The following is a 19,738-nucleotide window of genomic DNA, read 5'->3' as shown; positions in this document are numbered from 1 at the left end:
CCAATTAGCTCTACTTGTCGTGATGTCGAGACGCCGGCGATCCGCTCACAGCGTTCCCCGTGCATTCGCAACCGTCTCATCGAACAGCACATCGAGCCGCGCGTTGACACCGCGGCAGCCGGCGACGACTTGCTCGGCCCAGCCGAGATACTCCATCAGCTCGAGCTGCTGCTCCAGGTCCGGCTCGAAGAAGATGCGGGCGCGGATGTTGCTGATCTTGTCGGCGATCTTGATCTGCTTGGCACCAGCGGACTTGCCGGGCGCGGCGATGACCTGGACCTGGCGCCGCTCGCTCTTCGGCAGGGTCATGTCATCAGTGACTTCCACGACGAGGTCGGCGACACGACGCCCAAAGCGCTCCGCCAGCTCGTCAGCGGCCGTATCGGTGTCCTCGATGGTGTCGTGCAGCCAGCCTGCCGCGACGAGCTCGGCGTCCTCGCCGTCGCAGGTTGCCGACAGGATGTTTGCGACCTCGGCGAGATGATTGATGTAAGGCTCCTCGTCGCGGCCCTTGCGCTGCTGGCCGGCGTGACGGCGCGCCGCCAGCTCGGCGGCTTCGGAGACAAGGCGTAATCCGGTCAGCATCGGCTTACAACTTGCCCATGACGTCGCCGCGAAAGCCGTAGACCATGCGCTTGCCGGCGAGCGCCACCAGTTGCACGTCGCGGGTCTGGCCCGGCTCGAAGCGCACCGCCGTGCCGGCCGCGATGTCGAGCCGCATGCCGCGCGCGCGTCTGCGATCGAACTTCAGCGCCGGATTGGTCTCGAAGAAATGGTAGTGCGAGCCGACCTGGATCGGCCGGTCGCCGGTGTTCGCGACCGACAGGGTCACGGTCTTGCGGCCGGCATTGAGCTCGATCTCGCCGTCTTGGATGAAGAGTTCGCCGGGGATCATGAGTTACCTCGCAGGTTTCCATGCGTCATGGCCGGGCTTGACCCGGCCATCCACGTTTTTCCATTCAGATCGAACAGCGTGGATGCCCGGGTCAAGCCCGGGCATGACGACCGAAAGAGTTGGGCTCGCTTCACCGGATCGGCTCGTGCACCGTGACCAGCTTGGTGCCGTCCGGAAACGTCGCCTCGACCTGGATGTCGTGGATCATCTCGGGGATGCCGGGCATCACTTGGTCACGGGTCAGGACCTGGGCGCCGGCCTGCATCAGCTCGGCCACGGTGCGGCCGTCACGCGCGCCTTCCAGGATGAAGTCGGAGATGATCGCGACCGCTTCGGGGTGGTTCAGCTTGACGCCGCGATCGAGCCTGCGGCGGGCCACGATGGCGGCCATCGAGATCAGGAGCTTGTCCTTTTCGCGGGGAGACAGGTTCATGCGGACTCTCTGGTGATGGTCTTCTGGTAGTCATCAGTTGGTAAACGTCTAGTTGAGCCACAGCCGCGGCAGCGGTCCATTCGAAGCACAGCCGAGCACCGCCATCATGTCGGCGCGCAGGCTTGCGGCATCTTGGGCACAGAAGCGGGCCATTGCAAATCCATTCCAGGCCGACAGCGCGACCTCTCCCCGGAAGGCCGGCAGGCTCTCTCGGATGCGCTCGACCAGCGCGGCGTCGCCCGGCACGATCAGCGCGGTCCCGATGGCCGCGCCGCCGTTGGCGATGGCCGGCTGCGCCAGCTTGTCGCCGATGTCGCCGTCGAGGCGGACCGTCTCGGCGAACACCAGCTTGCCGCCGCGCCGCACCCGCCAGCGATCGACGAACTCGCCCTCGCGCATGCGCTCGCCCATGGCCGTGCGGCCGAGCACGACGATCTCGCACAACAACAGCGAGGCGGTATCGGCAAGGTCGATGTCGATCCGGCGATGGATGCGAGCGCGGTCGAACAGGATGGTCTCCTGCGGCAGCCAGGAGATGTGGGCACCCGCATGGGCGGTCAGCGCGATATCGAGCTCTGCGGGCTTGCCAGCGGCGCGATAGACCTTTTCGGCCGCGGCGCTCGACAGCGTGACGCGGCTGCCCTCGCCGGCCGCGACCTCGATCGCAAAGCGGTCGCCGCCGGCGATTCCGCCCGCGGTGTTGACGAACATCGCCGACAGACCGTCGTCCTCGGGCGAGGGAAAGCGCACCCGCAGCGAGCCGGATTCATGCAGATGATGGCGCCGCGTCATGCCATCCTGCAGCCGCACGTCGAAGCACACCGCGCCTCGGGCGCGGTTGGCCTCGAAGATGTCGGCAGCGGCGCTGGCGGGATCGGCCCGCATCGATCCCCTCCCCTGGGACCAGACGCGGGCGAGACCGCGTCGAGAAGTTACGTGATGATCACAGCGCCATCTGGCGGCTGATCTCGGCCTGATCGAGATCGGCGCGGGTGCAGGTGAACTTCACCGCGCCGCGATCCATGACGGCGAAGTTGTCGCCGAGTTCGCAGGCAAAGTCGAGATACTGCTCGACCAGGACGATCGCGATGTTGCCGAGATTGCGCAGATACGAGATCGCCCGGCCGATGTCCTTGATGATCGAGGGCTGGATGCCCTCGGTCGGCTCGTCGAGAAGCAGGAGCTTTGGCCGCATCACCATGGCACGGCCGATCGCAAGCTGCTGCTGCTGGCCGCCGGAAAGATCGCCGCCGCGGCGGCCGAGCATCGATTCCAGCACCGGAAACAGCGAGAACACGTCGTCCGGGATGCTGCGATCGCTGCGCTTCAGCGGTCCGAAGCCGGTCTTGAGGTTCTCCTCCACCGTGAGCAGCGGGAAGATCTCGCGCCCCTGCGGCACGAAGCCGATGCCCTTGCGCGCCCGTTCATAGGGCTTGAGATGGGTGATGTCGGCGCCATCGAAGGTGATGCTGCCGGAGGCCAGCGGATATTGTCCGACCAGCGCCCGCAGCAGCGAGGTCTTGCCGACGCCGTTGCGGCCGAGCACGCAGGTGACCTTGCCGGGCTCCGCCGCGATCGAGACGCCGCGCAGCGCCTGGGCGGCGCCGTAATAGAGGTTGATGTCCTTGACGTCCAACATCGCCTAGCGCCCCAGATACACTTCGATCACCCGATCGTTCGACGACACCTGATCGATGGTGCCCTCGGCCAGCACCGTGCCTTCGTGGAGGCAGGTGACCTTGACGCCGAGCTCGCGCACGAAGGTCATGTCGTGCTCGACGACCATGACGGTATGATCCTTGTTGATTTCCTTGAGCAGCTCAGCCGTCTGATGCGTCTCGACGTCGGTCATGCCGGCGACCGGTTCGTCGACCAGCAGCAGCTTCGGGTCCTGTGCCAGGAGCATGCCGATCTCCAGCCACTGCTTCTGGCCGTGCGACAGGCTGCCGGCGAGCTTGCGTCTGGCATCCTTGAGCCGCACGGTCTCGAGCACCCGGTCGATCTGCTCGGACTCGCTCCTCGAGCCGCGCCAGAACAGCGTGCCCTTGACGCTGTAATCGACATTGAGCGCGAGCAGCAGGTTGTCCTCGACCGACTGGCTCTCGAACACGGTCGGCTTCTGAAACTTGCGGCCGATCCCGAGCTCGGCGATGCGGGTCTCGTCGAGGCGGGTGAGATCCGTCTTGCCGTCGAACAGCACCGTGCCCTCGTCGGGCTTGGTCTTGCCGGTGATGATGTCCATCATCGTGGTCTTGCCGGCCCCGTTCGGGCCGATGATGGCGCGCATCTCGCCGGGCTCGAGCGTCAGCGAGAGATTGTTGATGGCGTGGAAGCCGTCGAACGAGACGTGCACGCCGTCGAGATAGAGCAGCGACGACGTCGCGCGGGTGTCCATCACGTTCATGCGCTCACTCCGCCATCTTGGGTTCGGTGACGCCGTCCTCGCGGGCGGCGCTCTCGGCGCTCAGCCTCCTGCTGCCGAGCTGATCCCACCAGGAATTGAAGGTGCCGATGATGCCTTTGGGCAGCAGCAGAGTGACGAGCACGAACAATGCGCCGAGCATGAACAGCCAGTAGGGCGCCAGCACGCCCGAGGTGAAGAACGTCTTCGCGTAGTTCACGACGACGGCGCCGAGCGCAGCACCTACCAGCGTGCCTCGGCCGCCGACCGCGACCCAGATCACGGCCTCGATCGAATTGCCGGGCGCGAACTCGGATGGGTTGATGATGCCGACCTGAGGAACGTAGAGCGCGCCTGCGACGCCGGCCATGCACGCCGACAGCGTGAACACGAACAGCTTGTAGGACTCGACGCGATAACCGAGGAAACGCGTCCGCGACTCGGCGTCGCGGATCGCGATCAGCACCTTGCCGAGCTTCGACGACACGACGGCCCGGCAGATCAGGAACGCCAGAATGAGCGCGAGACAGCTCAGTGCGAACAGCGCGGCGCGGGTGCCTTCCGCCTGGACGTTGAAGCCGAGGATGTCCTTGAAGTCGGTCAGGCCGTTGTTGCCGCCGAAGCCGAAATCATTGCGGAAGAAGGCAAGCAGCAGCGCGTAGGTCATCGCCTGGGTGATGATCGACAGATACACGCCGGTGACGCGCGAGCGGAAGGCGAGCCAGCCGAAGCAGAAGGCGAGCAGGCCGGGCACCACGAGCACCATCAAAGCTGCGAACCAGAACATGTCGAAGCCGTGCCAGTACCAGGGCAGCTTGGAATAATTCAGGAACACCATGAAGTCCGGCAGAATCGGATTGCCATAGACGCCCCGGGTGCCGATCTGGCGCATCAGATACATGCCCATCGCATAGCCGCCGAGCGCGAAGAACGCGCCGTGACCGAGCGAGAGGATGCCGCAATAACCCCAGATCAGGTCGATGGAGAGCGCCAGGATCGCGTAGCAGACATATTTGCCCCACAGCGCGACCAGATAGGTCGGCACCTGCAGCGCCGCGCCGGCCGGCAGCAGCAGGTTGGACAGCGGGATCAGCACGCCGCAGGCGGCGACCACGAGCACGAAGATGGTCGCAGCGCGGTCCAGCGACCGGGTGAGGACGTGCGGCATCATGCTTCCACCGCCCGGCCCTTGAGCGCGAACAGGCCGCGCGGGCGCTTCTGAATGAACAGGATGATCAGCACCAGAATCGCGATCTTGCCGAGCACGGCGCCGGCGACCGGCTCCAGGAACTTGTTGGCAATGCCGAGCGTGAAGGCGCCGACCAAGGTGCCCCAGAGATTGCCGACGCCGCCGAACACCACGACCATGAAGGAGTCGATGATGTAGCTCTGGCCGAGATTCGGGCTGACATTGTCGATCTGCGACAGCGCCACCCCGGCGATGCCGGCAATACCGGAGCCGAGCCCGAAGGTGAGCGCATCGACCCGCGAGGTCGCGATGCCCATCGACGCCGCCATGCGCCGGTTCTGTGTCACCGCGCGCATCTCCAGGCCGAGCGCGGTGTAGCGCAGCATCGCCAGCAGGATGGCGAACACGGCCATGGTGAAGCAGAGGATCCAGAGCCGGTTGTAGGTGACGGTGATCTGGCCGAGCTCGAACGCACCGCTCATCCAGGAGGGATTGCCGACCTCGCGGTTGGTCGGACCGAAGGCCGAGCGCACCGCCTGCTGCAGGATCAGGGACAGGCCCCAGGTGGCCAGCAGTGTTTCGAGCGGACGCCCGTAGAGGAAGCGGATGATGGTACGCTCGATCAGCACGCCGATCGCGCCGGCCACCAGGAAAGCAAGCGGGACTGCGATCAGCAGCGAGTAGTCGAACAGCGCCGGGTAGCGGGTACGGATCACCTCCTGCACCACGAAGGTGGTGTAGGCCCCCAGCATCACCATCTCGCCATGGGCCATGTTGATGACGCCCATGACGCCGAAGGTGATGGCAAGCCCGATCGCGGCGAGCAGCAACACGGACCCGAGCGACAATCCGTACCAGGCGTTCTGGACGCCGGACCAGACGGCCAGCGAACCCTGGATCGAGGAGATCGCACTCGCCGCAGCCTTGGTCACGGTTGCCGGCTGATCGCCGCCGCTGATTTCCGTCAGCAGCGCCAGCGCCTCCTGGTCGCCGCGTGACCGGATCGTGGCCACGGCGTCGAGCTTGTCGACCTCACTGGCGTCCGACTTGAACAGCAGGATGGCGGCACGCGCCTCGGTGAGCGCCTGCTTCACGGCGCGATTGGTTTCCTTGGCGAGCGCCGACTCCACCGTCGGCAACGTCGCCTCGTCATGCGACTTGAACACCGATCTTGCGGCGGTCAGGCGCGTGTTGGTATCCGGCGACAGCAGCGTCAAACCACCGAGGGCGGCATCGACGCTGCGGCGCAGCCGGTTGTTGAGGCTGACGGCGGCGGCATTGTCGGGCAGTTTGTCGACGGCGGCGCCGGTGGCAGCATCGATGATCTTGCCGTCGGCCTGCTTGATGAAGACCTTCTTGGTGTCGGCATCGAACATCAGCCGCTCGTCCTGGAGCGCGCTGATGATCGGGAAAGCCAGCGGGTTGCCCGACACGGCGATCTCGCCGACGGCCTCGTCCGTGTCCGAGAAATCATCGTTCGCGAACTTCGCGACGGACTCTTCGAAACTGGCTGCGAAGGCGGGAACGGAAACGGCGATCAGGGCGAGCAAAACAAGCAGACGGCGAATGATCGCCAGAAAAAAAGCAGGCACTGGACAACCCCGGCAGGAGTTCAGGAGGTCAGGAGAAGGCGGCAACATCACCGCCTTCTCCTGTCGTCGTGGTCGCGTCAGGTCGAGATCAGGAGCCCGAGCCCAGGCACTTGTTGGTCTTGACGTTGAAATTGCCGCACTTCTTGCCGACCCAGTCGCCGATCAGGTCCTTCGAGCCCTCGAGCTCCTTCGACCAGGCGTCGCCCGGGACGAGGTCCTTGGTCTTGTAGACGACGCTGAACTGGCCATCGCCCTTGATCTCGCCGATGAACACCGGCTTGGTGATGTGGTGGTTCGGCAGCATCTTCGACACGCCGCCGGTCAGGTTCGGGGCCTCGGTGCCAGGGAGGGCGTCGATGACCTTGTCCGCATCGGTCGACTTCACCTTCTCGACCGCCTTCACCCACATGTTGAAGCCGATCACATGCGCTTCCATCGGGTCGTTGGTCACGCGCTTCGGGTTCTTGGTGTAGGCCTGCCAGTCCTTGATGAACTTCTCGTTCGCCGGGGTCTTGATCGACTCGAAGTAGTTCCAGGCGGCGAGATGGCCGACCAGCGGCTTCGTGTCGATGCCGGCGAGCTCTTCCTCACCCACCGAGAATGCGACGACCGGAATATCCTTGGCCTTGATGCCCTGGTTGCCGAGCTCCTTGTAGAACGGAACGTTGGCGTCGCCGTTGATGGTCGAGACCACGGCGGTCTTCTTGCCGGCCGAGCCGAACTTCTTGATGTCGGCGACGATGGTCTGCCAGTCGGAATGACCGAACGGCGTGTAGTTGATCATGATGTCGTCCTGAGCCACGCCCTTGGACTTCAGGTAGGCTTCGAGGATCTTGTTGGTGGTGCGCGGATAGACGTAGTCGGTGCCGGCCAGCACCCAGCGCTTCACCTTCTCTTCCTTCATCAGGTAGTCGACCGCCGGGATCGCCTGCTGGTTCGGCGCCGCACCGGTGTAGAACACGTTGCGCTCGCTCTCCTCGCCTTCGTACTGGACCGGGTAGAACAGGATGCTGTTCAGCTCCTTGAACACCGGCAGCACCGACTTGCGCGACACCGAGGTCCAGCAGCCGAACACGACCGCGACCTTGTCCTTGGTGATCAGCTCACGCGCCTTCTCGGCGAACAGCGGCCAGTTCGAAGCGGGGTCGACCACGACGGCCTCGAGCTTCTTGCCGAGCACGCCGCCCTTCTTGTTCTGTTCGTCGATCAGGAACAGGATCGTATCCTTCAGCGTGGTCTCGCTGATGGCCATGGTGCCGGACAGAGAATGCAGAACGCCAATCTTGATGGTGTCGTCGGCGGCCTTGGCCGGGCCAAAGCCGGCTGCGCCGAGCGCCAGGCCGGCAGCAGCAGCCAGCCAGCGACGGCGGCTGAACGGCGCCGTTAATTCCTGAGTGAGTCGAGTAAGCATGAGGTAATATCTCCCTGACGCAGACGTGCTTCGCAGCCAAGGCGGCCGGCGGTCTGCGCAGGCAGAATCGCAAGAAGTGTGCCATGCCGTGCACATCTGCTAAGGCATTGACACAAAAGTGGAACTGGGCGTTCTCGTAGAGAGGCGCCGCGGCCTTCTGCTTCCGGATTGAGCAAGCTCGATGATTAATCAGATGGCATACAGCGCAGAATTTATGCACTTTGTTTCGAATGGCTAAATTTAAAGCAGCCGAGTACCACCCGGAAAGCCAATCCGTTGCGCACCGGCCTTGAAAGTGCCGTCCACCTGTTCCATATAGCTGGTAGATCAAGGCGAATCGGCCGGATCTTTGCAAGCCGCGTGTTCTTTAGCTCGACCAGAGCTTCTGGCTTCGCATTCTCACCCATCCAATCTAGGCGCTCCAAACACGCGGGTGTCTCTCAACCACCCACCCGCGTCCGGCTGCCTGCCGACACGGGCCTTATCCTCTTATGGAAAGCCCCATCTTTTGACATCCTTCCAGGATTTTAACCTCGCCGACGCGCTGACGCGCGCGCTGAAGGAAGAGAACTACACCACCCCTACCCCGATCCAGGCCCAGACCATCCCGCTCGCGCTCGAAGGCCGCGACGTGATCGGCATCGCCCAGACGGGAACCGGCAAAACGGCCTCGTTTGCACTGCCGATCCTGCACCGCTTGCTGCAGAACCGGATCAAGCCGCAGCCGAAGACGGCACGCGTGCTGGTGCTGAGCCCGACCCGCGAATTGTCGGGTCAGATCCTCGACAGCTTCAACACCTATGGCCGGCACATCCGGCTGAGCTCGGCGCTCGCGATCGGCGGCGTGCCGATGGGGCGCCAGGTCCGCGCTATCATGCCCGGCCTCGAAGTGCTGGTTGCCACCCCTGGCCGGTTGCTCGATCTGGTTCAGAGCAACGCTTTGAAGCTGACCCATGTCGAGTTCCTGGTGCTCGACGAAGCCGACCGCATGCTCGACATGGGCTTCATCAACGACATCCGGAAGATCGTGGCCAAGCTGCCGATCAAGCGGCAGACGCTGTTCTTCTCGGCCACCATGCCTAAGGACATCGCCGAGCTCGCGGACGCCATGCTGCGCGACCCCGCGCGGGTCGCGGTGACCCCCGTCTCCTCGACGGTCGAGCGCATTGCCCAGCGCGTCATCCACGTTGACCACTCGGCCAAGCCGAACCTTCTCGCTCAGTTGCTCAAGCAGGAGCCGGTCAACCGCGCGCTGGTGTTCACCCGTACCAAGCACGGCGCCGACAAGGTCGTGAAGAGCCTCGAAAGAGCCGGCATCCCCGCCCAGGCGATTCACGGCAACAAGTCGCAGAACCACCGCGAGCGCACCCTGGCGGCGTTCCGGACCGGCGAGATCCGAACCCTGGTCGCAACCGACATCGCGGCCCGCGGCATCGACGTCGACGGCGTCAGCCATGTCGTCAATTTCGACCTGCCGAACGTGCCCGAGACCTACGTCCACCGGATCGGCCGCACGGCGCGCGCCGGCGCCGAGGGCGTTGCGATTTCGCTCGTGGCGGGATCGGACGAGCTGTCCTACCTTCGCGACATCGAACGGCTGATCAAGATCTCGCTGCCGCGCGACGATCGCCGCACGCCCGGCCTCCGCGAGGCCGCTGCACCGGCCAAGCCGCCTCAGCGCGGTGGCCGTCCTGGCATGCAGAATGCGCGGACCAACGAGGGTGGCACCGCCGCAAAAGGCCCTCGCCGTCACCGTCGTTCCAATGCTAAGATGGCGTCTCTGCCAGGCAATCGTCAGGAGCCCCAGCGGCCGTCGCAAGGCGGCGCTAAGGCCGGGTCGATTCAAGGCGTTGCTTTCCTGCATCGCGAGGGCAGACCCAAAAACCACGCTCAAAACCGCAACCAACGGCCAAACTAGACGTCTATCGATCTGGAGAAAGACATGGCTAAGGAAGAGCTGATCCAGTTCGAAGGGCTGGTCACCGAAATCCTTCCCGACGCACGCTATCGGGTACAACTCGACGCGGGGCACGAGATCGTCGCCTACACCGCCGGCAAGATGAAAAAGAATCGCATCAAGACGCTCGCGGGAGACCGCGTGACGGTCGAGATGTCGCCCTACGACCTCGAAAAGGGCCGGCTGATCTTCCGCCACAAGGACGAGCGTCCCAGCTCGCCCGGCGGTCCTCCGCGTGGCGCAGCGCAGCGCGGCGGCCAGTTCCGTCGGCGCTAGGGGCATTGGGGCGGAGCAATGTTCCGCCCGGCCCGGCGGATTGATCAAGCCTTGCGCAATCAGCGACAATTCAGCGCGTCGGCGTCGAGCCGGCGCGTCAAAAAATCATGCACTCTCGCGCAGCTCAGGATTGTTTTGCGCGGGCATTTCCAATAATATATCCCGCAATCGATTTTCGGCCGGACGAGATTAGCTATTACCGGTACAGCCGGTTCAGACGCTGACGACCCTTCCAAAAATTCGATCTAACCAGCCCAGGAGACTGGGCTACGCATTTGGTATCTGAGAAGGGAACTACCCCGTGAGCATGGGAACCGTGAAGTGGTTTAACGCAACCAAGGGCTATGGCTTCATTCAGCCGGACGACGGCGGCAACGACGTGTTCGTGCACATCAGCGCCGTCGAGCGCGCTGGTCTCGGCACGCTGCGGGAAGGCCAGAAGATCTCCTACGAGATCGTGGCGGACCGCCGTTCGGGCAAGTCGTCGGCCGACAATCTCCGCGCCGCCAATTGAGCGACGCCCGGGCGATCGCGTATGCGATTGCCCATCTGGACAACGAAAGGCCGCCTTGCGCGGCCTTTTTTATTGCCTTGATATTTGCCGCCGAGTTCTGCTCGTCCGAAAGACCGTAGTGTCGGCCGCTCCGGTTCGCAGGCGCGTGCGACTGCGGCCCCGGGGCCGGGCGGGCTCCGTTGCGGCAGCCCTCACCTCAGCAGGAGGTCGCCGGGCTATACATCACACAGGTCGACTGCCGCGGGCGGGTATAGGCGACGTCGCTGAGATTGACGCCCGTCTTGCCCATGACGTAGCCGATCGTCGGAACGTACTGGTAGTTCACCTCGCTGAAGATCAGATAGGTGCCGGACACCAGCAATTCAGCCGGCACGCCGACCGTCATGCCGACGGTTCGCGGCGTCGATCCCTTGCTCCACTTCACCGTCGCCTGCTTGGTGGTGGGATCGACATAGAGCTCGGTGATCGTCGCATTCACCGGCGTCGTGGAATACGGGTACATGATGCCGGTCGAGGCGGCGAAGAAGTTCGACATGTCGCTGTCGCCGACCGAGGTCGATTGCGAGGTCAAATCCGACAGGGTGCGCGCCATCAGGGTGACCTTCCGGTCAACGGCGATGGCCGAGCAGAATTCGACCGTGCCGAAGAACATCACCAGCATCAGCGGCACGATGAATGCGAACTCGGTGGCCGCGACACCGCGACGATCGGCAGCGAAGGCGTCGATGCGACGCCACAGGCGCAGGCTCGAAAACATACCCGGCATTCTTCCCAACGGCATGATGAATTCCTGGTGTTCCTCAGACGCAGCTCGCGAGGTCAGTGTTATGAATACGGCTCGTTCTTGAATGCGGCCGTACCCACCAGCAGCCGCTTGCTGCCGCTCAGATTGGCGATGTTGTAGCCGAGCCCCGTCACGAAGATCGGCCATTGATAGAACAGCCTGACGACGACGATGTCTCCGGCGGCGCCCGGGCTGTAGGTCATGTTGTTGACGAAGTTGCCGCTGTTGTCGATCTGGTTGCTGATGGAGACGCTCCCGAACGAGGAGTAGCTCTTCACGTCGATATAGATCTTGTTGCAATCGAACAGCGCGGGAACCTGGGTGCAGACGTAGCTCGCGAACTGCGACTGCGTATAGGCGCCCTGTTGCGCCTGTCCGGTCAGGATCATGCGCGCCGAGTCCTGCGTGATCGTCTCGAGCACCTGGCCGGCAAAGAACATCAGCGCCGTTTCGATGATCGCGAACAGCAGCGCAAAGAAGACCGGCGCGACCAGCGCGAATTCGAGCGCGGCCGATGCCCGCCGGTTGCGCCGGAAGCGGCGCAACAGCCGGCGCATCGAAGCGGTCAAGGAGACGGGGGCTTGCATGGGGTCATCCGGACTGGGAAGGCACATCAACCTGAGTGAAACGAATAGCGGAAACTCCTTGGGAAAGAGTTTCCTACGATACGGACAGTATGGCCCGCCGCATCAACCTCCCGCTAACCATGCTTGGGGTTCGCTCGCAGCCAGCCCTTCGAGGCAGCGCGCTACCTGTCCGCCCCTCGAAACCAAACGAATCGGGCGATCCAGCCGCAGCACCGGCGGCAAGGCTCACCGCGGTGCGGAGGCGCGTGGAGATCCGGTCAGGCGCTGCCATCGACCCGGCCAAGCATGGCCAGGCCAGCGTTCAGTTGGTCTTCGAGGCCGCTGCCGCGTTGCCGCTCGCCGTGCTGGACATCGTTCCAGCCTGGTCGAGCACCGATTTGAAGTAGTTGTCGCCGTCGCCCAAGGTCACCCGGCGCTGGCAGATCGGCATGCAGCTGTAGGTCTCACGATCGACGCCCCGATACACCGTCACGAGCTGGTCGGTGGGTCCGGCGACCTGGATCTGGCGATCGATCAGAACCTGTCCGCCGCGATCCATCGCAATGAAGTTGGTGGCACCGTAGCTCTTGCCGGTGACGACGATGATGCCGCCGCTCTGCAAGGTCACATCGGCGATCATCGGATTGCCGACGACGAGCGTCGCGACCCGGTCGGGCAACTTGACCAGCTTGGCCTGGTCGACATTCACGGCGATGGCGGGATCAGGCTCCGCCAAGGCGGCAGCCGGCCACAGCAGCACCGCGGCGACAGCCGCCCGCAATGCGAGGGAAACACTAGAACGACGCGACACACAGAACGACATACTCAACCCCGGGACATTGACGAGCCGTCTCAAGCGATACGCAGCGGTGACGGCGCCCGACGCGGCAAATCTGCGCTCAATTGGTGAATGATCTGCAAACGTCGCGACGAAGCCTCGGGCGGTTGCAGAACACGTCATCTTCGGAACGGAAACGCGAGCTGACCGCCGAACTCACCGGGCATCGTCGCCTCGTCCTTGCCGTAGGCCATGGGCAACTGCCCCTCCGGCATCCGGAACGTGCCGAACAGGATGTCCCAGATCGGGAACGTGCCGGCGAAATTGGTGTTGCCGCCCTGCTCCATCGACGTGTGGTGCCAGCGATGGAAGACGGGTGTGGCGAGGACATATTTCAGCGGGCCCAGCGTCCAGTTGAGATTGGCGTGGACGAAGGCCGAATGGAACGTCGTGAACGGTCCGACCCAGATCATGACATTGGGCGAGATGCCGGCCATCAAGAGGATGACGTCGACCGCGATCGTGCCGAGGATCAGGTTGATCGGATGGAAGCGGGCCGCCGAAATCCACTCAAGATCCTCCGACGAATGGTGAACCGCGTGGTATTTCCAGAACTCGCCGCCATGGAACAGACGATGCATCCAGTACAGCATGAAGTCGGAGAGCACGAGGAAGAGCACCCCCTGCAGCCATTCGGGAAGCTGCGCCAGCGGACCGTGCCCGTTTTCATAGAAGGCGATCAACTCGTCGGCGTCGCGGATCTTGAAGACAACGCTGGCGCCGAGCACGAGAAAGCCGATGCGGAGCACCCGCGCGAACACCGGCACGAAGAACCAGTAGACCACGTCGGTGACGAGCTCGCGCTTCTGCCACCACGGCTTGCCGGGATTGCAGGCCCAGAAGTGACTGAGCACCGAGAACACCACTGCCAGCATCAAGGTGATCGGCAACACCTTCTCGATGGTCTGGCCGAGCATCAGCGCGACTTCCCATGGCAGACCGGACATCACATTCCTCATCTCATGAACTGTTCCGAGGGGTACTCCCTGGCGCTTAAGGAGCCGTGAACCTGCGCGCCCGCAGAACCGCCCTGCCGATCGGCCCAGCGCGATCGACCTCGAGCCACATGCTCCACCAGCCAGGTCGACACGGCCCCATGAATATCGTGTGGATAGTGTGGAATGCGGAGCAGGCCCGGCGATGGATGGGGCCGGGCATGACGGCCAAAACCCTGCGCTCGTCTTTTCAGCGAGACCGACTGCGGCGTGGCCATGCGTTATTTCGAATGGTCGTGCCGCGCTTCATCCAATGTTTACTCTGCACAATAACAGCCATTTGTCGCCGTGTTTCGGCGACCGAATTAACTACGCCGAAATTCCTGCCCCCTACGGTGGCCGCATGGTCACGGTGCTGAGAACGCCGCAACGACCAGAGTTTGTTCGACCAGCCACGTGTACATGGAGTTACCTATGAAGAATCTTCTTGCTCGCTTCGTGAAGGATGAATCCGGCGCGACCGCGATCGAATACGGTCTGATCGCCGCCGGCATCTCGCTCGCGATCATTGCCGCGGTGAACGGTCTCGGCTCCAGCCTGAGCTCCAAGTTCGGCGCGATCAACACCTCGCTGAAGTAAGCGGTCGTCACGGCCGAGCAAAAAAGGCCCCGGACATCCGGGGCCTTTATCATTTCCACATTCAGCTTCGCGGCGTTCAGTGATGCGTAACCACGTTTTGTCCGCAGCCGCGTCCCGGCCTCCGTCCAGCGGGGCCGACGTCGCCTTGCGCTGGATCTGCGGCGGCCTCGGCCTGTCCATCCTCGCTCTGGCGGCCCGCATCGTCAGCGTCTGGTGAGAACGACAACCAGCCGGCCATTCCGGCTGTTTCCCGATCGTTTATTTCTTGCAGCTAGGCTCTGGCGCAGCGGCGCACCCATGCCCCGCGTCGATGCCATTGAGAGCCCATGACCCTCGATCTCGCGCGCCTTCTGCTGTTTCCGGCCCTGATGGCCTTTGCCGCGGCGAGCGACCTGTTCACGATGACCATTTCGAACCGGGTCTCCCTGGCGCTCGTCGCCGGCTTCCTGGTTCTGGCGCCGCTGAGCGGGATGAGCATGGCTGACATGCTGATGCATCTGGGCGCGGGCGCGACCCTGCTGGTGATTGCTTTCACCTGCTTTGCATTCGGCTGGATCGGCGGCGGTGACGCCAAGGTCGCATCCGCCGCCGCCCTGTGGTTCGGCTTCGCCCACCTGATGAACTACCTGTTGTACGCCTCGATCTTCGGCGGCGTGCTCACCCTCGCCCTCATGCAGTTCCGGCAATGGCCGTTGCCCTACATGCTGGCGGGGCAACCCTGGCTTGCACGCCTGCACGCCAAGGAGAGCGGCGTGCCCTATGGCATCGCGCTCGCCCTGGGCGCTCTGATGGTCTATCCGGAGACCGATTGGGTGAAGGCGATCGACGCTGCGCGCCTTGCATTGCTCTGAACACACCGTGTCAACGCGGTGTTAAGGCGATTTAGATACGCCTCATTAACCATGCTTTGACGAATAACTGCTCAACTCCCATCACGGCGGCGGAAACGTCGCGGCGTCATGTGGAAAGTGAAGCGTATGAATACCGCACGCATTGTGGTTCTGACCATCGCTGTAGGCGCTGGCGGCGTGGCCGCATATCTCGCGAGCGGGTCCGACGACCGGCCGGCTCAAGTCGCCGCGCCCGCGCCGCAGATGCCGACCGTCGACGTTCTCGTCGCCAAGGGCGACATCGCCCTCGGCCAATCCCTCAAGCCCGAAGATCTGCAGTGGCAGAGCTGGCCGGCGGCCACGGCCAGTGCCAGCTTCATCCGCCGCAACGAGCGGCCTGAAGGACAGACGCAGATAACCGGCACGATTGCGCGGGCGCCGTTCATTGCCGGCGAGCCCATCCGCGAACAAAAGCTCGTCAAGGCCGACGGCTCGGGCTTCATGGCCGCGATCCTGCCGGCCGGCATGCGCGCCGTTTCCACCGAGATTTCTCCGGAGACCGGCGCCGGCGGCTTCATCCTGCCGAACGACCGCGTCGACGTGATCCTGTCCAAGCGCGAACGCAATCCGGATCAGCCCAACGCGGGCGACGTCGTCAGCTCCGATATCATCCTGTCGAACATCCGTGTGCTGGCGATCGATCAGGCCCCCAAGGAAAAGGACGGCCAGACCACGGTGGTCGGCAAGACCGTCACGCTGGAGCTGAAGCCGGAACAGGCCGAGACGCTCGCGCGTGCCCGTCAAACCGGAACGCTGTCCCTGGCGCTCCGCAGCATCGCCGACGTCAACGTGGCCGAGCGCCGCACGGACGAGACCAGCCGCAAGCGCAGCGACAGCGTTGCCGTCGTCCGCTTCGGCATTCCCAGCACGATGACGACGCAGAAGTGAGCAAGAGGACCACCCAGATGACCTGCAGCGAAAATCAGCGGAAGATGCGGACCCTGCTGGTCCGCGCGCTGTCGTTTTCGGCCGCCGCTGCGCTGACCCTCAATCCGGCGATCGCGCCGGTGATCGCGGCAGACTATCGCCCGGCGACTGCAGCCGCCGCCGCGGACGGCCAGATCAATGCACGTTTCCTTGCGCTCGGCATCGGCAAGTCCGTCGTCATCGATCTGCCGCGCGACATCAAGGACGTTCTTGTCGCTGATCCGAAGATCGCGAATGCCGTCGTGCGCTCCTCTCAGCGCGCCTACATCATTGGTGCGGCGATCGGTCAGACGAATATCGTCTTCTTCGACGCGCAGGGCCAGCAGATCGCGGCCTACGACATCGCGGTCAAGCGCGACCTGAACGGCGCCCGGGCGGCGCTGAAGCAGTTGCTGCCGAATGCCGATATCCAGATCGAGGGCCTCGCCGACAGCATCGTGCTGACCGGCTCGGCGTCGAGCCAGATCGAAGCCCAGCAGGCCGGCGAACTGGCCGCCCGGCTCGCCGGCGGCGCCGACAAGGTCGTCAACTCGATCACCGTGCGCGGCCGGGACCAGGTGATGCTGAAGGTGACGGTCGCCGAGGTGCAGCGCTCGGTCGTCAAGCAGCTCGGCATCGATCTCTCCGGCCAGCTCAACTACGGAACTGCTGTCGTCAAATTCGCGAACTCCAATCCGTTCACCGCCTACGGTAGCAATCTCGTCTCCAACAACGCCGTGACCGCAGCGTTGGGCGGGGCGACCCCGACGGTGCAGGCGACGCTGCGCGCGATGGAGAACGCGGGCGTGATCCGTACGCTCGCCGAACCCAATCTGACCGCCATCTCGGGCGAATCCGCGACCTTCATCGCCGGCGGCGAGTTTCCGGTTCCCGCCGGTTACTCCTGCGATCCGACGACCCATGTCTGTACGACGCAGATCAGCTTCAAGAAGTTCGGCATCTCGCTCAACTTCACGCCCGTCGTGCTCAGCGAGGGCCGGATCTCGATGCGGGTGATGACCGAGGTCTCGGAGCTCTCAAACGAGAACTCGATCACGCTGTCGCAAGCCGTCAGCTCGACGACGGTCAACTCGTTGACGGTTCCATCGATCAAGACCCGGCGCGCCGAGACCACGCTCGAAATTCCCTCCGGCGGCGCCATGGCGATGGCCGGCCTGATCCAGCAGCAGACCAAGCAGGCGATCAGCGGCATGCCGGGCCTGATGCAGCTGCCGGTCCTCGGCGCGCTGTTCCGCAGCCGCGACTACGTCAACAACCAGACCGAACTGATGGTTCTGGTGACGCCGTTCGTCGTCCGCGCCGTGGCACAGAAGGATCTCTCCCGCCCTGACGACGGCTTTGCGGCCGCGTCCGACCCCCAGGCCGATCTCCTGGGTAGCATCAACCGCATCTACGGCGTACCCGGCCGGGTCGAACCCGGACGCAACTATCGCGGCACCTATGGCTTCATCACGGACTGAGCCGGGACAAGGACCTGCAACGATGACCACCACATCCAGCCCCGCCCGATACCGACGCCTGCCCCTTGCCGCAGCGCTCGCCGGAGCCGCAGCCCTGCTCGGCGCCTGCAACTACACCAGAGACGCCGCCACCACGGCGAGCATCCCCGACGACTACCGGCTGCGCCACCCGATCGCGATCCAGGAGGCCCCGGACTCCCTGGTGGTCTTCGTCGGCCAGGGTCGTGGCGGCCTGACGGCCGAGCAGCGCGCCGACGTGATGGGACTGGCCCAGAGCTGGATTCGCCAAGGCACGGGCGCGATCAGCGCCGACGTACCGAGCGGCACCCCCAACGCACGGGCGGCCGCTGACTCGATGCGGGAGATTCACTCCCTGCTGGCCGCCGCCGGCGTCCCGCCGCACGGCATCACCGTACGCAACTATCAGCCGAAGGACCCGCGCCAGATGGCCGCGATCCGGCTGAGCTATCCAAAAATGTCGGCCACGGTGGGGCCCTGCGGGATCTGGCCGGATGACCTCGGGCCGTCGATCAAGAACAAGAACTGGTTCGACAACAAGCCTGACTGGAACTACGGCTGCGCCTACCAGCGCAACATGGCGGCAATGGTCGCCAACCCGTCGGATCTCGTGCAGCCGCGATCCGAAACGCCGTCCTATACCACCCGGCGCACGGCATTGTTCGACAAATATCGCAAGGGACAATCAACCGCGATCACGTATCCAGAGGCCGATAAGGCCAAACTCAGCGACACAGGCAAATGATCAGCTACGCCCGACAGACCCAAGAGGAGCAGCCTGACGTCGTGCCGCCGCCGGCCGACGATCACATCGCGCCCGCGCCGCGCGTGTCCGTGCAGGCGTTCTGTGAGACGGTGGAAACCGCCGCGACGGTTCAGGCCGCCGGTGAGGACCGGCGCCTCGGCAAGGCCCATCTGAAGGTTCAGATGGGTGGCATGGCGGCGGCGATCGAGGCCTACCGGTCTGCCCCGACCCCGAACGTCATCATCCTGGAGACGGATGCACGCACCGACATCCTGGCCGGCCTGGATCAGCTCGCGACGGTTTGCGACCCGGGCACGCGCGTCGTCGTGATCGGCCGCGTCAACGACGTCACGCTGTATCGCGAGCTGGTTCGGCGCGGCGTCAGCGACTATGTGCTGTCGCCAGTGACGCCGATCGACGTCGTCCGCTCGATCTGCAACCTGTTCTCCGCGCCGGAAGCCAAGGCCGTCGGGCGCATCGTTGCGGTCGTCGGCGCCAAGGGCGGCGTCGGAGCTTCGACCCTCGCCCATAACATCGCCTGGGCGATTGCGCGCGACCTGTCGATGGACTCCGTGGTGGCAGATCTCGATTTGGCGTTCGGCACCGCCGGCCTCGACTACAACCAGGATCCCGCGCAGGGCATCGCGGACGCCGTCTTCTCACCGGACCGGATCGACATCGCCTTCATGGACCGGCTGCTGTCGAAATGCACCGATCATCTGAGCCTGCTGGCCGCGCCTGCGACGCTCGACCGGGTCTACGATTTCGGCGCCGAGGCATTCGATGCGGTCTTCGACACGCTGCGGGCCTCGATGCCATGCATCGTGCTCGATGTTCCGCATCAATGGGCAGGCTGGACCAAGCGGGCGCTGATCTCCGCGGATGATATCCTGATCGTCGCGGCGCCGGATCTCGCCTCGCTGCGCAACACCAAGAACATGTTCGATCTCCTCAAGGCCGCCCGGCCGAACGATCGCATGCCGCTCTACTGCTTGAACCAGGTCGGCGTTCCCAAGCGGCCCGAGATCAATGCGAGCGAGTTCGCCAAGGCGATCGAAAGCCCGCCGATCGCAACGATCCCGTTCGAGCCGCAGATCTTCGGCGCGGCCGCCAACAACGGCCAGATGATTGCGGAGATGTCTCCCAGCCATCGGACGACGGAGATGTTTCTCCAGATCGCGCAGCGGCTCACCGGCCGCAGCGAGACAAAGAAGCCGAAAGGCTCCTTCCTGTCGCCTCTGCTGGACAAGCTGAGGGCGAAGTAAGCA

At 64.2% G+C, this 19,738-nt stretch carries 23 protein-coding genes; 10 read left to right on the top strand and 13 right to left on the bottom strand.

Features of this window, described 5'->3' with window-relative positions; all coding sequences use genetic code 11:
* Positions 1–45 precede the first annotated feature (45 nt).
* From ACQR13_RS06000 to urtA, 9 genes are all read right to left on the bottom strand, one after another.
* Positions 46–585, bottom strand: coding sequence for an HD domain-containing protein (locus tag ACQR13_RS06000; protein ID WP_315825987.1), 540 nt, complete (start codon positions 583–585; stop codon positions 46–48).
* Positions 586–589: 4 nt separating this feature from the next.
* Positions 590–895: an urease subunit beta gene (locus ACQR13_RS05995; protein WP_315713829.1), complete on the bottom strand. Its 306-nt coding sequence runs from the start codon at positions 893–895 to the stop codon at positions 590–592.
* Positions 896–1,025: 130 nt separating this feature from the next.
* Positions 1,026–1,328: an urease subunit gamma gene (locus ACQR13_RS05990; RefSeq protein ID WP_315713828.1), complete on the bottom strand. Its 303-nt coding sequence runs from the start codon at positions 1,326–1,328 to the stop codon at positions 1,026–1,028.
* Positions 1,329–1,376: 48 nt separating this feature from the next.
* Positions 1,377–2,213 carry an urease accessory protein UreD gene (locus ACQR13_RS05985; protein ID WP_434862655.1) on the bottom strand — a complete coding sequence of 279 codons (837 nt, stop codon included), beginning with the start codon at positions 2,211–2,213 and terminating at the stop codon, positions 1,377–1,379.
* Between the two features lie 58 nt (positions 2,214–2,271).
* On the bottom strand, positions 2,272–2,967 hold the full coding sequence (gene urtE / locus ACQR13_RS05980; RefSeq protein ID WP_316169512.1) for an urea ABC transporter ATP-binding subunit UrtE: 696 nt from the start codon (positions 2,965–2,967) through the stop codon (positions 2,272–2,274).
* 3 nt (positions 2,968–2,970) lie between these two features.
* On the bottom strand, positions 2,971–3,732 hold the full coding sequence (gene urtD, locus ACQR13_RS05975) for an urea ABC transporter ATP-binding protein UrtD (RefSeq protein WP_316169513.1): 762 nt from the start codon (positions 3,730–3,732) through the stop codon (positions 2,971–2,973).
* 4 nt (positions 3,733–3,736) lie between these two features.
* Complete coding sequence (gene urtC, locus ACQR13_RS05970; protein WP_316169514.1) at positions 3,737–4,900, bottom strand: urea ABC transporter permease subunit UrtC; 1,164 nt, start codon at positions 4,898–4,900, stop codon at positions 3,737–3,739.
* The gene (gene urtB / locus ACQR13_RS05965; RefSeq protein ID WP_410051224.1) at positions 4,897–6,510 is read right to left on the bottom strand and encodes an urea ABC transporter permease subunit UrtB; all 1,614 of its coding nucleotides are present in this window, start codon (positions 6,508–6,510) and stop codon (positions 4,897–4,899) included. Before urtB ends, urtC begins: the two co-directional genes overlap by 4 nt.
* 88 nt (positions 6,511–6,598) lie before the next feature.
* Entirely contained in the window at positions 6,599–7,921 is a 1,323-nt protein-coding gene (urtA, locus tag ACQR13_RS05960; protein ID WP_316169515.1) for an urea ABC transporter substrate-binding protein, read from the bottom strand.
* Positions 7,922–8,429: 508 nt separating this feature from the next.
* Here urtA and ACQR13_RS05955 point away from each other — a divergent pair.
* The 3 genes from ACQR13_RS05955 to ACQR13_RS05945 all read left to right on the top strand — a co-directional run bounded on the left by ACQR13_RS05955 (position 8,430) and on the right by ACQR13_RS05945 (position 10,668).
* Complete coding sequence (locus tag ACQR13_RS05955; protein WP_434862654.1) at positions 8,430–9,839, top strand: DEAD/DEAH box helicase; 1,410 nt, start codon at positions 8,430–8,432, stop codon at positions 9,837–9,839.
* Between the two features lie 24 nt (positions 9,840–9,863).
* Positions 9,864–10,154: a translation initiation factor IF-1 gene (infA, locus tag ACQR13_RS05950; protein ID WP_315804701.1), complete on the top strand. Its 291-nt coding sequence runs from the start codon at positions 9,864–9,866 to the stop codon at positions 10,152–10,154.
* A 301-nt stretch (positions 10,155–10,455) separates the two neighbouring features.
* Complete coding sequence (locus ACQR13_RS05945; protein ID WP_006612155.1) at positions 10,456–10,668, top strand: cold-shock protein; 213 nt, start codon at positions 10,456–10,458, stop codon at positions 10,666–10,668.
* A 196-nt stretch (positions 10,669–10,864) separates the two neighbouring features.
* Here ACQR13_RS05945 and ACQR13_RS05940 read toward each other — a convergent pair whose 3' ends face one another.
* The 4 genes from ACQR13_RS05940 to ACQR13_RS05925 form a co-directional block, all read right to left on the bottom strand.
* Positions 10,865–11,449 carry a TadE/TadG family type IV pilus assembly protein gene (locus tag ACQR13_RS05940; protein ID WP_434862653.1) on the bottom strand — a complete coding sequence of 195 codons (585 nt, stop codon included), beginning with the start codon at positions 11,447–11,449 and terminating at the stop codon, positions 10,865–10,867.
* 44 nt (positions 11,450–11,493) lie between these two features.
* Positions 11,494–12,039, bottom strand: coding sequence for a TadE/TadG family type IV pilus assembly protein (locus ACQR13_RS05935; RefSeq protein WP_315713819.1), 546 nt, complete (start codon positions 12,037–12,039; stop codon positions 11,494–11,496).
* 301 nt (positions 12,040–12,340) lie between these two features.
* A complete protein-coding gene (locus ACQR13_RS05930) occupies positions 12,341–12,841 on the bottom strand; it encodes a pilus assembly protein N-terminal domain-containing protein (protein WP_434862652.1) in 501 nt (166 codons plus the stop codon).
* 134 nt (positions 12,842–12,975) lie between these two features.
* Positions 12,976–13,803: a sterol desaturase family protein gene (locus ACQR13_RS05925; protein WP_316191680.1), complete on the bottom strand. Its 828-nt coding sequence runs from the start codon at positions 13,801–13,803 to the stop codon at positions 12,976–12,978.
* A 462-nt stretch (positions 13,804–14,265) separates the two neighbouring features.
* Here ACQR13_RS05925 and ACQR13_RS05920 point away from each other — a divergent pair, with 462 nt between their 5' ends.
* The 7 genes from ACQR13_RS05920 to ACQR13_RS05890 all read left to right on the top strand — a co-directional run bounded on the left by ACQR13_RS05920 (position 14,266) and on the right by ACQR13_RS05890 (position 19,735).
* Positions 14,266–14,430: a Flp family type IVb pilin gene (locus tag ACQR13_RS05920; RefSeq protein ID WP_231317342.1), complete on the top strand. Its 165-nt coding sequence runs from the start codon at positions 14,266–14,268 to the stop codon at positions 14,428–14,430.
* An 82-nt stretch (positions 14,431–14,512) separates the two neighbouring features.
* Positions 14,513–14,647: a hypothetical protein gene (locus ACQR13_RS05915; RefSeq protein ID WP_316172662.1), complete on the top strand. Its 135-nt coding sequence runs from the start codon at positions 14,513–14,515 to the stop codon at positions 14,645–14,647.
* A 109-nt stretch (positions 14,648–14,756) separates the two neighbouring features.
* Positions 14,757–15,281: an A24 family peptidase gene (locus tag ACQR13_RS05910; protein WP_315734617.1), complete on the top strand. Its 525-nt coding sequence runs from the start codon at positions 14,757–14,759 to the stop codon at positions 15,279–15,281.
* A gap of 126 nt (positions 15,282–15,407) precedes the next feature.
* Positions 15,408–16,208, top strand: coding sequence for a Flp pilus assembly protein CpaB (gene cpaB, locus ACQR13_RS05905; RefSeq protein WP_315713815.1), 801 nt, complete (start codon positions 15,408–15,410; stop codon positions 16,206–16,208).
* A 17-nt stretch (positions 16,209–16,225) separates the two neighbouring features.
* Entirely contained in the window at positions 16,226–17,707 is a 1,482-nt protein-coding gene (locus tag ACQR13_RS05900) for a type II and III secretion system protein family protein (protein WP_315714366.1), read from the top strand.
* Between the two features lie 22 nt (positions 17,708–17,729).
* The gene (locus ACQR13_RS05895; RefSeq protein ID WP_315713814.1) at positions 17,730–18,470 is read left to right on the top strand and encodes a CpaD family pilus assembly protein; all 741 of its coding nucleotides are present in this window, start codon (positions 17,730–17,732) and stop codon (positions 18,468–18,470) included.
* The gene (locus ACQR13_RS05890) at positions 18,467–19,735 is read left to right on the top strand and encodes an AAA family ATPase (protein WP_315713813.1); all 1,269 of its coding nucleotides are present in this window, start codon (positions 18,467–18,469) and stop codon (positions 19,733–19,735) included. The genes ACQR13_RS05895 and ACQR13_RS05890 overlap by 4 nt, the downstream gene beginning before the upstream one ends.
* Positions 19,736–19,738: the final 3 nt, after the last annotated feature.

This window comes from Bradyrhizobium sp. HKCCYLRH3059 (assembly GCF_051168035.1).
GTDB lineage: Bacteria > Pseudomonadota > Alphaproteobacteria > Rhizobiales > Xanthobacteraceae > Bradyrhizobium.
The sequence above is the reverse complement of the archived record's forward strand: the minus strand, read 5'-3'. Positions and strand labels throughout refer to the sequence as shown.

Coding starts and splice junctions, on each gene's coding strand:
- ACQR13_RS06000 (WP_315825987.1), bottom strand. CDS start 585: ATGCTGACCGGATTACGCCTTGTCTCCGAAGCCGCCGAGCTGGCGGCG.
- ACQR13_RS05995 (WP_315713829.1), bottom strand. CDS start 895: ATGATCCCCGGCGAACTCTTCATCCAAGACGGCGAGATCGAGCTCAAT.
- ACQR13_RS05990 (WP_315713828.1), bottom strand. CDS start 1,328: ATGAACCTGTCTCCCCGCGAAAAGGACAAGCTCCTGATCTCGATGGCC.
- ACQR13_RS05985 (WP_434862655.1), bottom strand. CDS start 2,213: ATGCGGGCCGATCCCGCCAGCGCCGCTGCCGACATCTTCGAGGCCAAC.
- urtE (WP_316169512.1), bottom strand. CDS start 2,967: ATGTTGGACGTCAAGGACATCAACCTCTATTACGGCGCCGCCCAGGCG.
- urtD (WP_316169513.1), bottom strand. CDS start 3,732: ATGAACGTGATGGACACCCGCGCGACGTCGTCGCTGCTCTATCTCGAC.
- urtC (WP_316169514.1), bottom strand. CDS start 4,900: ATGATGCCGCACGTCCTCACCCGGTCGCTGGACCGCGCTGCGACCATC.
- urtA (WP_316169515.1), bottom strand. CDS start 7,921: ATGCTTACTCGACTCACTCAGGAATTAACGGCGCCGTTCAGCCGCCGT.
- infA (WP_315804701.1), top strand. CDS start 9,864: ATGGCTAAGGAAGAGCTGATCCAGTTCGAAGGGCTGGTCACCGAAATC.
- ACQR13_RS05940 (WP_434862653.1), bottom strand. CDS start 11,449: ATGCCGTTGGGAAGAATGCCGGGTATGTTTTCGAGCCTGCGCCTGTGG.
- ACQR13_RS05935 (WP_315713819.1), bottom strand. CDS start 12,039: ATGCAAGCCCCCGTCTCCTTGACCGCTTCGATGCGCCGGCTGTTGCGC.
- ACQR13_RS05930 (WP_434862652.1), bottom strand. CDS start 12,841: ATGTCGTTCTGTGTGTCGCGTCGTTCTAGTGTTTCCCTCGCATTGCGG.
- ACQR13_RS05925 (WP_316191680.1), bottom strand. CDS start 13,803: ATGTCCGGTCTGCCATGGGAAGTCGCGCTGATGCTCGGCCAGACCATC.
- ACQR13_RS05920 (WP_231317342.1), top strand. CDS start 14,266: ATGAAGAATCTTCTTGCTCGCTTCGTGAAGGATGAATCCGGCGCGACC.
- ACQR13_RS05915 (WP_316172662.1), top strand. CDS start 14,513: ATGCGTAACCACGTTTTGTCCGCAGCCGCGTCCCGGCCTCCGTCCAGC.
- ACQR13_RS05910 (WP_315734617.1), top strand. CDS start 14,757: ATGACCCTCGATCTCGCGCGCCTTCTGCTGTTTCCGGCCCTGATGGCC.
- cpaB (WP_315713815.1), top strand. CDS start 15,408: ATGAATACCGCACGCATTGTGGTTCTGACCATCGCTGTAGGCGCTGGC.
- ACQR13_RS05900 (WP_315714366.1), top strand. CDS start 16,226: ATGACCTGCAGCGAAAATCAGCGGAAGATGCGGACCCTGCTGGTCCGC.
- ACQR13_RS05895 (WP_315713814.1), top strand. CDS start 17,730: ATGACCACCACATCCAGCCCCGCCCGATACCGACGCCTGCCCCTTGCC.
- ACQR13_RS05890 (WP_315713813.1), top strand. CDS start 18,467: ATGATCAGCTACGCCCGACAGACCCAAGAGGAGCAGCCTGACGTCGTG.